Here is a 14900-nt window from a genome sequence, read left to right on the forward strand (position 1 = left end):
TATAGTCCCTCCTATATGAATTTATCCCGGTGTGTAATCCGGATTAATATCTCACGGCCAGTTGCTGGGTCTGTGTAGACAATGTTGTTATTGCCAAGGTTAAGGTCGAAGAAATCTCCGTCCATCATGTGCAGGGCGTTCTGTCCGTTTTTGGTAAACGTGAGATTTTTAGAATCAATAACTATGCGATCACCAGGAGCAAATGATCCGGTGAATTCGATCTCGTCCAAATGATACCGACTCCCGTTTGCGGTTAGGGTACCAATACCGTGCATGATGGCTTGGTGTAGACGTTCCCGGATAAACGTAGCTTTCATGCCGCCCTCTCCGGTCATCTTGGCAGCGAAACTAATCTCCCGTATAAATGTTGCTTTCAATCCTCCCTCACCATGTAGAGCCGCTGATCCAGTTGCAATGATGTTGGCTCCAGCTTTCAGATTGCCATCACCACGCAGGACAGCACTTCCGAACACAAATACTGAAAATTCACGGTTAAAGGCAATGCGGTTAAATGATCCTCTATTAAACATAGACACGCTCCTTTCCCTGAAAATAAAATAAGCCCCACCATTCAGGTAGGGCGTACTAATTGCTAAGTCATTATTTAGTCGTTCCATCCCTCTTACTAAACGCTAGTTCAAACAATCCCGTTGCTGATAGTCCAGCTAGACCACCAGCCCATAATCGAAGCACTAAGCCTAACTCTGTAAACGGATAAGCAGCTGCGCCGATAAACAGGCCGATAACTAATCCTATCAAGGGCAATATATTTTTAGGCACGTTAAACGAAGTCTTTACGAACTGCACTCCTGCCAACACAAAAACAGCGATCACCGAAGCGAACGCCAGTACATCAGTTAAGTTTTGATTGTCCATTATTTATCCTCCAATCTCGTAATCAAGAGTCCAGCGCGGGCAAGTACCGTTATTACTCGGTAGAAGTCTAAACTGCCACCAGTTGGTGTATCAATCAATCCTGCATCAAAAGCAGCTTGTACAGCATCCTTTGCCCAAGCAGGTATTTCAGTTAGACTAGCCTTGCCCTCCAACTTATCTACCCTAATTAAAACATTAGCAATACTCTTTCCTTGCTCTGTTGCAGCTTGTTTAAGTACATCTTTGCTATTGGTCAATTCAGATACTACTTTCGCTAGTTCCTTCACTTGTTCTTCCAGTTCTGCAATTCTACTCATATCTTCTTCTGCCTCCCCTTTTAGTCGATCTATATTAGCCGTTGCTTTTGCCATTGCTGTTTCAGATGGTTTGCTACCAGCTCTCAGTTGAGTAAGTGTTAAGCCAAAGACCATTTGGAAATGAGGGTAATCCTTAAATGATGTCCAGTCACCGCCCCAATCAAAGCCGAGTTTCTTAGCCTCTTCCACCACTTCTATCCAGTCTTTGATGTTATTTCCGTTGTAGTCTCGGTTCATATCCCATGAAACACTGGACCCATTAGGCAGCAGTAAAGCGAAATCAACAGCCAAACCAAAATTGTGGTAACTGTACCCGCCTTTAGCATTAGTGACGATGCTTCCCGACTTAGTGCGTCCCTGCGCGTACAAAGCATCTTGCTCCGCAATTGTTCGTAATCCTTGAGTAATAACAATAGGCACTCCCCGAGCGTAACAGCGTTCAATTAAAACTGTCGCAGCAGCCAGTACGACCGGATGCAGACCGACCAGGCGTTTAGATGATTTACTCTTTACTTGATCTAAGGTTAGCATTACAACCCTCCTTTAAATAAAAAAGCAATAATGGCAAACACCGTACCCGCCAATACATATTTAAGTAGATCAATAAATACTTTTCGCTCAGATTTACTATCTGTTTGCGACTGCTGTAACAGCTGGAACATACGTGCATCCAAGGTATCCCACCGCCGCATAATCTCGTTAAACTGGATTTTCATTTCAATGGTGGATTCCTTTATTTGCTTTACATCTTCTTCGTGCCGGGACTGTTTTTCTTTCAGCAAACGCAATTCCGTAGTGAAATTAAGATGTTCTTGGCTGAAAACAAAAAGTTCATCCTGCATACCCACTAGACGTTTTTCCACATCTTCCAATCGGTTCTCCATGGTTGCTACACCTCCAGCCCCTCCTTGCTGATTTCCTCCCCCAATGGACATAAAACAACTCCTCTCTCTCTATCTATTGTTCAATATAAATAGCCCCCGGAGATCCGAGGGCATAAGAAAAAACACGCCCGTTATAGGCGTGTCCTATTGCATGTTAGTCTCCAAAACGGAATTAACCTAGTTTAATAGCTAGGGTAAAAAATTACAGATCTCTTGTTTTGTATTTGTACATAAAATAACCTAAAAAAATCATTGCACAAGTAAACAGGCCAGCATATAGTATCCACTTAATCTCATGTGAGGCTAGATACACTGGTAAAAAAAACGTTAGTAATCCAACTGTTAATAGGGGCATAAGAGAAAGTGGAATTACTAGTCGTAATCTAGCCTTCAAGCTATTTTTCATCGCTTTCTCTCTAGCTTTCAATATGTCTTTCGATAATTCTAATTCGTCCATTTCATTTTCCTCCTGCCATAATCTCTGTCTTAACTTACTCATTTTGACATGGAAGAAGATGTTACTGCAACCTCTTATCCTACACAGCCTCATCTAATAATTCTTGCACTGTACTTTTCCAGCGCAACGGTACATCATCAATTGTCTTCAAGTCTTTTTGGATCAAATCAAAATATACTTTAGCCACATTACTCACCTCCAATCAAACCAGCGATTTCAGCGAGTGCTAGTTGCATCTCTGTTTTATCAGCCTCTTGAGCTTCAGCAAGTTCCGTCAGAGCAAGCTTGAGTTCTGTATTCTCGGCACGTAGTTTCTCAACTTCAGTCCGTTCGCCAGGCTTTATTCTTTCTGCAATCTCTTCTGGTGTTAAGCCTTCGACCCAAAGGTTGTCTGGTATCGTAGGTGACGTATAAATAGGCTGCTCGCCTTGCTCTACGCCTTCTGCATAACTCTCCTGCCAATCATGCATTGCATCTACATAGTCACTCTGTGCTTCTAGTACAGCGTCTTGATATGCTTCCCATGCTAATAGATCAAATCGAGGATGATACAATCCGGTGGGCATCGGAACACCTACAAGATAACCGATGATCTCTCTTGGCTGTTCTGGTTCTTCTGGCGTGTCCGGTTCATCTTCGATCTCTTCATCTCCCGGCAGCTCAGGAGCTTCTTCCTGCACTGGCTGGGCATAAATAGGGACGACCCCTATTAAAGAGTCGTCCGGTTCTACATCTTCTATATACAGTCCGTTTAGGTCTACTTTCGATACTGCTTTTCTCATGATATCGCCTCCTTTAATCTAACGGAAACCGTAGACCATCAAATATAATATTTTGCTTTACGTTGACCTCTGTTGTTATATCTCCATTTACACCTACTGACACTGCGCTCGACGTTGGATCTACTTTTGATGTCCATGAGGATGTAAGCATTCTAGTGATTCGCACAGGTCGAAACTGCGTCGGCAAATTAAAAATCTTTGTACCCGCTGGTACGTCAGTAATGTTGTAATATACGTACCCACGAAATTCAATAAATCCTTTATTCACGCGATAAGCTAAATCGAAGGCAGTAAATCCGCTTAGCACTGCGGACGGTGTAATCCAAGGCCCTGCATCCTTCTCCGCTTTTTTTGCTTCAACGACGGATACCCGCGCTAGAGCTTCAGTTACTCCATCCGTAAGATCATGTAGCTGTCCCTTTTCAGTGGCTGCATACACCCCTGTTATGCTTGACACCGGGGATTTATCTAGGCTGATGTAAGAGACGCTGTAGGTAGCAGCTGTATCGTAATTATCCGTCCATGCATAACATGTACCGTCTGCTAACTTATCAATATTCCAAAAATCAGGCAGACCATTTTTAAATACTTGTTTAATTTCGGAGGCACGTTTTTTAAGGTTCGAATCTCCTCCATTACCCGCGTCATTGAGTCCAATGTAGTATACGTCTGATAGAGCATTTTTCTTTGGTCTCGCAGGCTCCCTCGATATATAACCACTGCCTACCTCGATAAAGTTATCGCCTTCGAGCAGAGAAAGAGCGCCATCCTCTTGTACCGTCTCCGTGGTCGGTGTTGCTAGACGGTATAGAAGTTGATACGGTGTCCAGCCCGAAGGTATTGTTGTTGGTAATACTCCTACCGGATTGCCAGCACTCAAAATCTCGACCCATCCTTTTGTTTGTCCGGCCGTACCGTTATATGGATTTGTAGCCACTCCGCTAGCGCCATTGTACATCCGCCAGCCATTAAAATAAGCCTTAATTTCGTCAGGTGTAGGAGTGTAGGAGTCCCCCCAACCGGAGTCTGTGTTGGCAATAGTAATGTATAATACGCCATTGTAAAGTGTTGATTGATCAGCAGCTGAATAAACACCCGCTGAAGGATATAAAGGGTATCCGTTATACTTAGTCACTCGTTCTGATGCGTTTATGCCACTAGAAGTTGGTAAAATAACGCGTACACGTTTGAAACCTGTGTAATTCGTATCGAATAACCACGACCAGTCACCCACAAGATTGGATTTACGCCATAACCTCGTCACCTCATACCGTCCGTTAACCTCACGCAGTATATCCGGTTCGTTGCCGTCATTTGGGCTAGCGTGTAACTCTACTCCACCAAAGGCGATAAGAGAGTCTTCGCGGGGCTGGAATGGTGTAGCGACACTGCCTAGTTCGAGTTGTGGATTGTTGAAGTTGTATGTCCCTATCTGGTTACTTGCCAAATTTATTAATATATAGTAATAACCCTCTGGTACAGTAAGTGGCTGATTTTGAATCCATCCACCACTAAGAACAGCTAAGTCATTCTTTTTGTTACTATCCAAATAACTTCCTACTGCCCCACTATTAGCCGTTATACCCTCAATACTTAAATAGTACGTTTTCCCAGGCATTACAGGAACAGCACAACTGATTGCTTGCCACTCAGCAGTAGCTGTTAACACGCTCTGATATGGTCCGTTTGCCTTAGCGTTCGGGTTAAACGACCATGCCTTATCTGTAAATGGTGGCAACAGATTACGTCCATATCTCCGTACATATAACCCATCTACTCCATTAATACCAGGAGGTACATAAGGCAATAGAGCATCAATAGCAGCGCCTGTGATCGTGGTTCCGATGGCTGCATAGTCTGTTGCGGATACGGCGTATAGGCGTAATTCATCGTAATATACCGTGCTTGCTCCCGCGCTTCCATAACCAACTACAATCCTCAACCCATTGCCAACCAAAGAATTGTTTACTGGTAATTTAAGAGGTACAAACTGCCAACTACCAACAATACTTGTGTTTGGAGAGGTTGAGTATCTTATTGTATTTGTCCCCATATCATATAATGCAATTGTCGGGGCTCCCGCAGTGTAGGACTCAATAAATACCCAAACACCAAATACATATTGCAGCGCCTTATCAATTTGAACTGAGAAGTCACGCGTCATGTAGCTCCCGCCTGTTGAACCCGATGCCATCTTAAACGATGAAGCACCCGATTTTTTCTGAGCGGTAGAAATAGCCGGGAGTGTTGACCCAGCCAACGACCACCCCGTTAAACTCTCTCCACTCCCAGCCCCACCAAGTAAATCTATTAACGTCCTACCCTGTACCTTTAATCCTTTTAGTCTAGCGTTCTTTGTTGCGTTTAGAATTTGCTGTCCAGCTGATAGGATGACATCAGTTGTAGATTCGTTGGTTACTCCTGAAAGGTCCGTTAAATTTTTGCGAAATGCTTCGTGATCGTAGGCGGTGTAATAACGGGCAACCTTCGAACCAATAACCCAAGCCTTTGACGTCGTTCCATCAAATCCCCGCGTACACCCTGTTAGAGAATTCCCTGACTTTCCCGTATAAAGAATAGTCTCTGAACTCTCATCAGTTCCGATTGTAAACACGTTTGGGGCTGCTGGCAGCTTTGTTGCATCTACCACAGCTATTGTTGTAGCTGCTACCGTGAGTGCCGCTGATAGCTCAGTTCCCGGCGAATTGGCTATCGCTGGATACATAGTTTGTTGTGCCAATAGATTCACCCTCCTTAGCTTAAATCAATCGCGATTTGACCAACCAAAAATTTAAAAATGTCATTTACTAAAATGCTGCGTGGATCACCTAGCGGTCCATAATACAATAGGTTTCCACCTGTTGCTGCGTCCCGAATTCCTATGTGCGTGACTTGCCCCCATATAGCAGTTGCTACAGGGTAGGCAATCTCAACACTATTTTTAATTGTCTGGATGCCTCCCACAACCGCAGGGGCGCCAAAAGTTACAGCCTGTCGTGCGTAAGCTCCACCTGTCACCTCTTGACCTGTATCCGCTGCTGTGGGGTTACTCGTATATAAAGCGACGTGTACAGTTGTTGGGCGTGTATAATTCGTATTTCTAAACACCTGATTCAGCAATGCACTAGCTAAATAATTTGATACGTTCAAGATTAACGCCTCCTATTCGATTTGATATTCATTTGTAATCCTGAAATCCGACAGAGTATTGAGCCCATTATTGGTCAAGATAATAACTGCTTTTGAACGGATATTGCCGCCTGATTGAATGATCAGCGTTGTCGGTGAGGTAGTAAGCACTTGCTCGGTGATATGCTCTTGAACCGAATAAGCGAAAGGATCAAAAGCAACCAATTCCAATTCGAACATACCAATGCTGTTATATATCAACCTCTCCAATGAAGCCGATCCAGCATATCTGACCAGATAGAACTTATCCGGTTCAAAAGCACGTCTTAGTTCCAATGTTCTCGGTCTACCATTAGCATCAGTCAGATGCCTTGCAAGAGCTCTTACCCGTTGCTGCAAACCTGCTGCACTTGGCAAATCGTAATTAGTACCATCCGCAACAAATGCACAAGAAAAAGAAAAGACGCGTTCCGTTAGGTCCGCGCCAAAGTCATATTGCCCGTGTTTACCAGCTATTTCTACATTCATATCTCGTGTGCTAGGGAGTAAGGGGTCTTTGGTCTCCTCAAGCACTCGAAACCCTAGATCTACGTCCCGAATACCTCCGAGAGTGATACTACTTGTCATGTTAATCCTAGCCCCCTTGTTGCCCGAGTGAGCGAACTCATTTGACGGCGGGATACACTGGTTTCTATCTGCTTGCCGTCCAGATAGATATTATTGTGTAAGATCATCTCTCTGTCACCCAGCAAGCCGCCTTGTGTTCCACTGGAAGCTCTAGTATCGTTCGCTAACGGCTGAATACGGCTGTCAATTGCACTGAGACTTGGCGAGCTCAGATCCATAGCGGCGGCATCTGCCATGTCCCGTGCAGCACCTTCGACCGCTGACATCTGCCGTTCCATACCTAGCGCTAATCCTTTGCCGATAAACTCACCAATAGCTATCATTACGCGACTTGGAGACTTGATCTTTAGCGTGTCCTTTATGCCATCTGTTGCCGCTTGAGCCGTGGCTGCTGCCGCGTTGTTGATTGCCGCGGTGCCTGACTGCATGCCTTTAATAACACCATTGACGATCTGTAGACCGTAATCCTTGGCTTGAGCTTCCGCCCACTTCTTTTGTGCGGCCGTACCGTTAGCCAACAAGCTATTAAGATAGGCAATCTCATTAGACATGTTCGTTGATGAGGTCGCCGCCTTTGCTGTTTTCCCCACCGTAGCGAGGATCTCATCCACCGCTGCCTTGATGCTGTTCTTGGTGCTATTAAGCCCACTCAATAAGCTCTCCCCGAAGGATTGCCCAGCATCCTGCCATTTCGGATTATATTCCGCTAGTAGGTCGATCAGCTCCTGATTGTTACTGTCGAGCATCAAACGCCGTACCTCAGCTTGTAAAGCCTCTTCGGTGTTGAGCGCAGTGTAATGAGTCTTAGTAGAATCCATCTGAGCAGTAAGGCTGTCAGTGGTCGCTTGAGCCTTCTTCTCTTCTGTGCTCTTCTTAGTCTCATATTCCTGTTTCAGAAGCTCAGCCTTTTGTTCACCTTGTGTCTTAATCCGAGTCATTTCAGATTTCAGATCATCAATCTGAACCTGGCGCTGTTCCAGAAGGTGTTTCCGCTCCCGCTCGGCGAGCATATCATTAAGCTCTTCCTGTATCTTCGCTCTTGATTCAGCAGTATCGGCATCAGTTAATTCTTTCTGTTTATCAGCCAGTTTCTTTTGATAGGCAGCTTCTTCTGAGGCTTTGTCCTCAGCTTTAGTCAGACCCTCGATGCTGTCGATCTGATCTTGCAAGCCCAGTAATTGTGCCTGAGTCTGAGCGTCAAGTGTCTTAATCATCGCTTGATATTCAGCGTCATATCCTGCAATGATGGCGTCTGATGCTGCCTTGTGCTGGTCAATGCGCTTTTGTAAGGCCTCTGTAGCGACCTTTTCCTCTGCTGAATACCGAGCCTTTAGAGCAGTTACGGCAGCTGTGCTAAGTGTTTCAATTGATTTGACCTGCTCGTCATATAGCTTTTTTGCTTCTGCCGCTGCTTCTTTGGCAAGATCAGTCCGGATCTTATTGACCTGCTTATCAATAGCAATGCGCTCAGTGGTGCCAACCTTATAGCGAGTTTGAAGCTTCTCCCATGCCGCAAGCTCCTGCTCAAGGGATATCTCATTGGCTTGTTTCTTAGCCTCGATGTACGTCTTGGAGGCTTCAAACTGCTTCTTGGCCTCAGCAGCAGCTTCCTTGGCGATCTGGTCATTTGCCTTTTTAATTGCAAGATTAATCGTCTGAATTTGGGCACTGGTCTTTGCGTATGCAGATTTGACCTTTTCGAGAGAGGCGATATAAGCCGTTTCATCAAACTCACCCATTTTGTACTTATATTGAGCCGTATCTAAGGCCGCATTGAATGCTTTGTTTGCTTCCGTTGCTGCTTTAGTTGCTGCCGCCGCTGCTGCTTTCTGCGCTTTGGTTGCAGCTGCTGCAGCATCCTTTTGAGCTTTTCCAGAAGCTTTATTTGCGTCCTTAGTTACTTTCTCTGCGGCTTTGGCAGCTGCTGCTCCAGTCTCACCAGTTAGCTGTTCGATTGCCGCTTTAGCCTTACCCTTAGAATTGTTTATCCCTACAGCAAGACCCTCAGATATGTTTTCTCCGTAGCCGGTTGTCAGCCGGGAAGGCGAATGAATACCAAAGAAGTTTTTAATCGAGTCACTGATTTTGGTGGCTACTTCCTTGGTTTTATCCACCACAGCGCTCGCCATACTGCCGATACCATTGACCAGCCCTTGCATGATTTGTTTACCGATTTTAGCGAGGTCGATACCTTTGAAGAAAGACATGACCTTGCCCCATATACTCTCAATGACTCCTTGAATCGTGCCGAAGATATTTTTAACGCTACTGAGCATTCCTTGAAAGTTAGCAGTTATGCTATTCCATATGCCCTTTGCAACTCCAACAACCGCTTGGGATAATGACTCCCAAATAGATGCTCCCAGCGTCCGAAGCCTAGTAAAGATCCCAATTCCCTCAGTGAACATATTCTTGAAGAAATTAAGAACACCGCTAACCATCTTAGAAATCAAACCCGTGGATGAGGACTGCAATCCCTTGAATGCATTTACTATCCCTTCACCCATGCTCTTCATTAAGCCAACACCAGATTTTAATAGGTTGGTGAAGAGCGTCTTCAGTCCACCAAGAAAGTTGAGTGTCATTAAACCCACGATAAAATCAATCGCGCCACCGAGCAGTTGCTTAATGCCTTCCCACATCTTGCTCCAGTCCCCTGTAAAGAGTCCGGTGAAGATCTTAATGAGACCTATTATGATGTCTAAAGCGCCGCTGATAACATTCTTGATGGCTGTCCATGCCATGTCGATGATGAACAAGATGGCTGGCATAATGAATTCGATAACTTTTTTTATTGCATTAAAAGCGTTTGTCACTGCTTGCAGAATCTGTGTTCCGTTTTCATCCCAAAACTTTTTAATCTTATCTATCTGACCCATGATGAAATCACTAATTACTCCCCATACAGAAAGAGCGACATTTTTTATGGATTCCCACGCCGAATTTATAGCATTTCGCACGGTTTCGTTTGTGTTATAAAGATAGGTGAGTCCAGCCACCAACCCTGCGACACCTGCGATTATCAGCCCGACCGGACCTGTTAGCGCAGCGAACACTGGCATTAAAGCAGAAACCGAACTAACAACATGTCCTAGAATTACAAGCAACGGACCAATAGCAGCAGCGATTGCCGCTATCGTGATAATCAACTTTTGCGATTCTGGACTGAGCGAACCGAATTTCTCAGCAATACTAGCAATTTTGTCGATCAGTGGTTGCATGGAATTGACTGCTTCTAGCACCACAGGCATGATAGCATCCCCGATAGTTATAGCGATATCGCTCAATTTGTTCTTAAGAATCTGCATTTGACTGGCAAATGTTTTATAACGTTGCTCTGCTTCATGGGTTAGCGCCGAATTTTCATCCCATGCTTTATTTGATAGATCAACAGCCCCTGCGAACAACTCACTAGCATTACCTGCACGCAGTAAGCTGTCCCGAAGACGGATTTCAGAGATGCCCATTTCCTCCAGCATGTTAATAGCGGAGGTTCCTGCTGAATCTGCATCACCTAGTCCGTTAATAAATGCACCAAGAGCACCAACAGCATCATCTTTGAATGCTTTGCTGAATTGCTCTGATGTCATTCCCGCAATCTTACCGAAGTTCTGTAAATCGACTCCACCGTCAACGATGTTACCCATTTGAGTTTGAGTCATGCCTAAAGCATCCGCCAAGGCTTTAAATTCCTTGCTGTTATTGTCTGCAAGTAATTGCAGATCTCGGAGTGACATGCCTGTCGCTTGTGTGAGAGCATCCATTTTGTTCATTCCTGATGCAGCTACTTGCATGCGGACCATAACCCGAGAAATTGCCGAACCGCCCATTTCCGCCTCAATACCTACAGATGATAGAGCAGCTGCTAAACCTAAGATGTCAGCCTCAGACATACCAACCTGCGAGCCCGCACCAGCCAGCCGTAAAGCCATATCTGTGATTTCAGATTCTGTAGTAGCGAAGTTATTACCAAGCGCAACAATCGAGCTGCCCAGTCGGTCAAATTGGTCCTGTGGCATCTTAGTAATGTTCGCTAGTCGTGCTAAAGCACTGGCAGCTTCGTCACTGGTCATATTAGTTGCAACGCCTAAGTCAACCATCGTCTTAGTAAATCCGAGGATCGCGCTAGTTTTGATACCCAACTGTCCAGCCGCTTCGGCTACTCTTGCGATGTCAGATGCAGATTGAGGCATCTCTTTCGCCATATTCCGGACCCCATCACGTAACTGAGCAAACTCAGCCTCCGTAGCATCAACCGTCTTTCTCACGCCTGCAAAGGCAGATTCAAAGTCAGATGCAACCTTAAGTGAAGCACCGCCGACCGCAACGAGAGGAACCGTCACGAGTGACGTCAAAGATTTACCTACATCAGCCATACCCTTGCCGAACTTATCTACTGACTTCTGCGCTTGTTTCATTGCATCATCCAAGCCAGTGTTATTCCCCAAGATGTTAATGACTAGATTGCCAAGTAAACTCATGATTCCCCTCCTTCCGGCCGCTTGATGCGGCTACCATACTTCTCACGGAATGCCGCTCGATCTGGCGTTTGATTGCCATCTCCCCGAACTCGGCGTTCCTTCTTCGGCTGTTCTTTCGCACCAAAAAGGCCGACCCCAATGCGGCCGACCAAGATGTTCGATTTATTCTCTTCATGCTCCATCCCGTAATCGTAGTACATCATGATCTGGGGAAAGGACATGTGATCTAACATATATTCAGGTGTTGCCCAGGAGTACATTGCACCCATTCGCGCAAAAATACGCCCCAGCTCTATTGGCTGGGGCTCACCTCGTTTTTTCCTGATTCGTCGCCTGCTCTCTCCTTCAGTGGAGCTAGAACGAAATCTATCAATTTTATTAATTGTTCAAAATCAGTGTTGTCAACAATCCATTCCTCAGTGATTTCAGGAAAAGATGGCTTACAGATACAAATGATTTGTTTGAGAACAGCGGAAAAGCTATCATCCCCACCATTCTTTAGTTTGTCTTGATCTTTTGCAATATCCAAAGTTACTCGGGAAGGAATGCGAGATACATCAATGCTCTTCCCGCTCAGAATAACGATACGTTCGGCAGGGACAACTTTATCTAAGTCAAGAATTGTTGGTTGTTTTGACATTATTATTACACTCCCTGTTCATCGTAGATTTCGAATAGTTGTTCGCCAACAGCTCTGGATGAATCTAAAGTACCGTTCATTCGAATTGGCGTCATTGCAGGATCCTCGGCATCCGCTTCAGGAAAGGTGATATTTAAGCCACCTTCTGGTGTAGCTTTGTAAATTGTAATCTGAAATTTCTTTCCTTCATCATCATAGTTAGTGATTCGAGCAACGCGCGGCTTGAAGGTACCCAGACCTCCTGAGAGGAAACGTTGTGCAGAAAGTGGGGTAAATGTGTAGTTAAGCGTCACGGCGTCACCTGGTACGATAGCACCGCCAGCAGTACGGGAAATAACGGTATAACCTGCACTATCAACAGCCAAAACATAATCCGTGCCATCCACTAGCGTAGTCGCTCCTTTCTTAACCGTTACCGCTGTAACGACTGTGCCGGCTCCATTCTTGTTAAGCAATCGTTTCTGAACTTGACTGGTCAATGTAACAGATTCTCCAGTAATTGTTTTTGGAGTTCCTGCGATGGTTTCTAGCTTGTCTATTCCACCACGAACTGTCGCTAATGTGGCGAGGTTGATTTCCATCAAGTCTCCCTCAATACCAGCTGCGTGGTTGTTAATACCTGTCTTGATTACACCTGCATTGTCGCTAGTTACTGTCATCTCATCCCATGTTTCCTCAAAAACAATGCCGTTCATCGCCCCAAGGTCAATGAGACTGTTCACATCTTCGCCAACCTCGAACTTTGCGGAACCGAAACGGATAGAACTTGCTTTCTGAACTGTTGTCATATTACGTCCCATTTTTGTTATTCCTCCCTGTAAATGATTTTGAAATCTGTTGCTATGTGATAGAGCTTTGTGTCACTCTCGTACATGTCCCTGCTGCCTTCCCATACGCCTTGCAACACCCTAACCCCGCCCATGCTCCCTTTGTAACGTTGGAGGGCACTTCGTATCTCCTCTGCTAATTCCTTCGCCTCACTATATTTTGTTGAGAATACAGAGAATTGAAATCTGGGATAAGCTATCGGGATATTATGATGTGCTACTCCTGATATTTGAAGATAAGCGATGGCTGGATAAGTTGGTTTCTCAGGCAGCCAGCCGGGATGAATTCTATTGCCGACAACCGATTGAATCTCTTTGATGGACAGCAAGTAATCTCTCAATTTTGTTTCTATAGCCATTAGGCACCTACTCTCTCAACCACAGCCTTGACGCCCTCTATGAGCAGCTTTCGAACCTTTGCCCTGCTCTTATCCAATGAGGGTCTCATAAACGGGCGTGGTGGCTGGTGACTGCTTCCATACTCGTAAAAGGTAACGTAAAAAGGGGCAGACGCGGAGATATCTCCATTGCGTGCCCCTACAGATACATTTGCGTAATAGTTACCTTTTTTCGATATCCCTATATTCATCTGCAGCGAGAATCGAGTTTTGCCAGTCTCACCGATTGGAACTCTTGAATCAGCCTCACGAAATACTATCTCAGCCGCCTTTGATATAAGGTCTCGAATCTCTTTTGTGATCTCAGTATTAGCTCGCTTGAGCTGCCGAATCACTTCATCTGCACCATCCACACGAATATTTGACCTTGAACTCCGACGTACCATCACTGACGCTCCTTACACATGAGTTGTAGTTCTTGCATATTGAAAGATGGATGGATGATGTAAAGGATCTCGAACTCAATGCTTTTGTAGCGAACAACCATCGTCCGATCAATTCCTTCACGGTACCTTACACGGATGCGGGTAGTAACATCAGCGGTAACCTGTGCTGCAGCAGCTCGGTCCTGCCCTCTAAGAGGTTCTATGCCAGCCCATAGCTTTGCTACTTCAATCCAATTGTCTGTTGGTTGCCCCCAGTCATCTACATCGTCTGCACCAGGAGGGCGAAAGATGGCCACTCGCTTATCAAGTCGATTGACTAGGACGGTCATGCTTCATCATTTCCCTTGTCATTCTTCTCAGGGGATCGCGAAGTGTTACGGGCAGTACGCTTAGTGGATTTTTCATCATCGTTTTTACCGATAAATCCACGCCTCTGTAAATCAGCAGCTCTGTCAGCTTCTGCTTCGTACTTCGATCCAACCTCATAAATATCACCTGAACCCTTATCCCTGAACTTCTTCAATACGGGATATTCCATGCCATATCACCCCGTTTTCAGTTGTAAAATCAAGCTTTCCAGCGAGAAATTGAATTTCTCAATCTTCTCAGATGGATCTCGATGTTCGTAGTTAATTGAACAGTAGAGCATCACGGCCAGTTTATATCTGGCCGTTTCATGCTTGTCCTCTGGTACACCAGCTTCAGCGAGATATTCCTTTGCTGCTGCAACAAAAAGAGCGAGGGTAACATCCTCCTCGCTCCCATCTATTCGCAAATATTCCTTCAATTCATCAAGCTGTAACTCAAGCATAACGGGCTCCTTTCCGCCCTATACGGTCGGCACCCAATCCAAAACGGCAGTATACACCGTTCCAGCGGTTGTTTTTACTTCGAAATTGTACTGTCCAGCTACATTATCATCACTGAACCACAACGTCTCTTGATCATCCGGAGTTAGATTCACTCCATTCTTTTTGATATAAGTGACCGCCCCGACTTTGAGGGAAATCCTCACTCCATCACCATCCAACAGTTCGAACTCGGTATGATTCACACCTTCATGTTCACCCTCTTGGCCTGTTGGGTTAAATGTTGC

At 45.2% G+C, this 14900-nt stretch carries 20 protein-coding genes; all 20 read right to left on the reverse strand.

Going from position 1 to position 14900, the window contains the following annotated elements:
- Nucleotides 1-11: 11 nt before the first annotated feature.
- The 20 genes from NYE58_RS21285 to NYE58_RS21380 all read right to left on the reverse strand — a co-directional run bounded on the left by NYE58_RS21285 (nucleotide 12) and on the right by NYE58_RS21380 (nucleotide 14858).
- Nucleotides 12-530 carry a phage distal tail protein gene (locus NYE58_RS21285; protein WP_076218670.1) on the reverse strand — a complete coding sequence of 173 codons (519 nt, stop codon included), beginning with the start codon at nucleotides 528-530 and terminating at the stop codon, nucleotides 12-14.
- Between the two features lie 70 nt (nucleotides 531-600).
- Nucleotides 601-876 (reverse strand): holin, encoded by a 276-nt coding sequence (locus NYE58_RS21290; RefSeq protein ID WP_076218671.1) that lies wholly within the window; start codon nucleotides 874-876, stop codon nucleotides 601-603.
- The gene (locus NYE58_RS21295) at nucleotides 876-1724 is read right to left on the reverse strand and encodes a M15 family metallopeptidase (RefSeq protein ID WP_076218672.1); all 849 of its coding nucleotides are present in this window, start codon (nucleotides 1722-1724) and stop codon (nucleotides 876-878) included. The genes NYE58_RS21290 and NYE58_RS21295 overlap by 1 nt, the downstream gene beginning before the upstream one ends.
- Nucleotides 1724-2128, reverse strand: coding sequence for a hypothetical protein (locus NYE58_RS21300; RefSeq protein WP_076218673.1), 405 nt, complete (start codon nucleotides 2126-2128; stop codon nucleotides 1724-1726). The genes NYE58_RS21295 and NYE58_RS21300 overlap by 1 nt, the downstream gene beginning before the upstream one ends.
- 151 nt (nucleotides 2129-2279) lie before the next feature.
- The gene (locus tag NYE58_RS21305) at nucleotides 2280-2534 is read right to left on the reverse strand and encodes a hypothetical protein (protein WP_341002984.1); all 255 of its coding nucleotides are present in this window, start codon (nucleotides 2532-2534) and stop codon (nucleotides 2280-2282) included.
- 79 nt (nucleotides 2535-2613) lie between these two features.
- On the reverse strand, nucleotides 2614-2721 hold the full coding sequence (locus NYE58_RS21310; RefSeq protein ID WP_256719044.1) for a CD1375 family protein: 108 nt from the start codon (nucleotides 2719-2721) through the stop codon (nucleotides 2614-2616).
- A 1-nt stretch (nucleotide 2722) separates the two neighbouring features.
- Entirely contained in the window at nucleotides 2723-3316 is a 594-nt protein-coding gene (locus NYE58_RS21315; protein WP_341002985.1) for a hypothetical protein, read from the reverse strand.
- Between the two features lie 13 nt (nucleotides 3317-3329).
- On the reverse strand, nucleotides 3330-6056 hold the full coding sequence (locus NYE58_RS21320) for a hypothetical protein (RefSeq protein WP_341002986.1): 2727 nt from the start codon (nucleotides 6054-6056) through the stop codon (nucleotides 3330-3332).
- A 14-nt stretch (nucleotides 6057-6070) separates the two neighbouring features.
- Nucleotides 6071-6466: a phage tail fiber protein gene (locus tag NYE58_RS21325; protein ID WP_076219198.1), complete on the reverse strand. Its 396-nt coding sequence runs from the start codon at nucleotides 6464-6466 to the stop codon at nucleotides 6071-6073.
- Between the two features lie 12 nt (nucleotides 6467-6478).
- Nucleotides 6479-7072 carry a phage tail domain-containing protein gene (locus NYE58_RS21330; RefSeq protein WP_076219197.1) on the reverse strand — a complete coding sequence of 198 codons (594 nt, stop codon included), beginning with the start codon at nucleotides 7070-7072 and terminating at the stop codon, nucleotides 6479-6481.
- Nucleotides 7069-11553 (reverse strand): phage tail tape measure protein, encoded by a 4485-nt coding sequence (locus NYE58_RS21335; RefSeq protein WP_076219196.1) that lies wholly within the window; start codon nucleotides 11551-11553, stop codon nucleotides 7069-7071. Before NYE58_RS21335 ends, NYE58_RS21330 begins: the two co-directional genes overlap by 4 nt.
- The gene (locus NYE58_RS21340; RefSeq protein ID WP_076219195.1) at nucleotides 11550-11822 is read right to left on the reverse strand and encodes a hypothetical protein; all 273 of its coding nucleotides are present in this window, start codon (nucleotides 11820-11822) and stop codon (nucleotides 11550-11552) included. The genes NYE58_RS21335 and NYE58_RS21340 overlap by 4 nt, the downstream gene beginning before the upstream one ends.
- Nucleotides 11823-11845: 23 nt before the next feature.
- A complete protein-coding gene (locus tag NYE58_RS21345; RefSeq protein WP_076219194.1) occupies nucleotides 11846-12193 on the reverse strand; it encodes a hypothetical protein in 348 nt (115 codons plus the stop codon).
- A gap of 5 nt (nucleotides 12194-12198) precedes the next feature.
- Nucleotides 12199-12993: a hypothetical protein gene (locus NYE58_RS21350; protein ID WP_076219193.1), complete on the reverse strand. Its 795-nt coding sequence runs from the start codon at nucleotides 12991-12993 to the stop codon at nucleotides 12199-12201.
- Between the two features lie 5 nt (nucleotides 12994-12998).
- Nucleotides 12999-13379, reverse strand: coding sequence for a tail completion protein gp17 (gene gp17, locus NYE58_RS21355; RefSeq protein WP_076219192.1), 381 nt, complete (start codon nucleotides 13377-13379; stop codon nucleotides 12999-13001).
- Nucleotides 13379-13804 carry an HK97-gp10 family putative phage morphogenesis protein gene (locus NYE58_RS21360; protein WP_076219191.1) on the reverse strand — a complete coding sequence of 142 codons (426 nt, stop codon included), beginning with the start codon at nucleotides 13802-13804 and terminating at the stop codon, nucleotides 13379-13381. The genes gp17 and NYE58_RS21360 overlap by 1 nt, the downstream gene beginning before the upstream one ends.
- On the reverse strand, nucleotides 13804-14133 hold the full coding sequence (locus NYE58_RS21365; protein WP_076219190.1) for a phage head closure protein: 330 nt from the start codon (nucleotides 14131-14133) through the stop codon (nucleotides 13804-13806). The genes NYE58_RS21360 and NYE58_RS21365 overlap by 1 nt, the downstream gene beginning before the upstream one ends.
- Nucleotides 14130-14342: a hypothetical protein gene (locus NYE58_RS21370; protein ID WP_076219189.1), complete on the reverse strand. Its 213-nt coding sequence runs from the start codon at nucleotides 14340-14342 to the stop codon at nucleotides 14130-14132. Before NYE58_RS21370 ends, NYE58_RS21365 begins: the two co-directional genes overlap by 4 nt.
- A 6-nt stretch (nucleotides 14343-14348) precedes the next feature.
- On the reverse strand, nucleotides 14349-14615 hold the full coding sequence (locus tag NYE58_RS21375; protein ID WP_076219188.1) for a head-tail connector protein: 267 nt from the start codon (nucleotides 14613-14615) through the stop codon (nucleotides 14349-14351).
- A gap of 18 nt (nucleotides 14616-14633) precedes the next feature.
- Entirely contained in the window at nucleotides 14634-14858 is a 225-nt protein-coding gene (locus tag NYE58_RS21380; protein ID WP_076219187.1) for a hypothetical protein, read from the reverse strand.
- Nucleotides 14859-14900 lie beyond the last annotated feature (42 nt).

Source organism: Paenibacillus sp. FSL L8-0708, from assembly GCF_038009325.1.
GTDB classification, from domain to species: domain Bacteria; phylum Bacillota; class Bacilli; order Paenibacillales; family Paenibacillaceae; genus Paenibacillus_AQ; species Paenibacillus_AQ odorifer.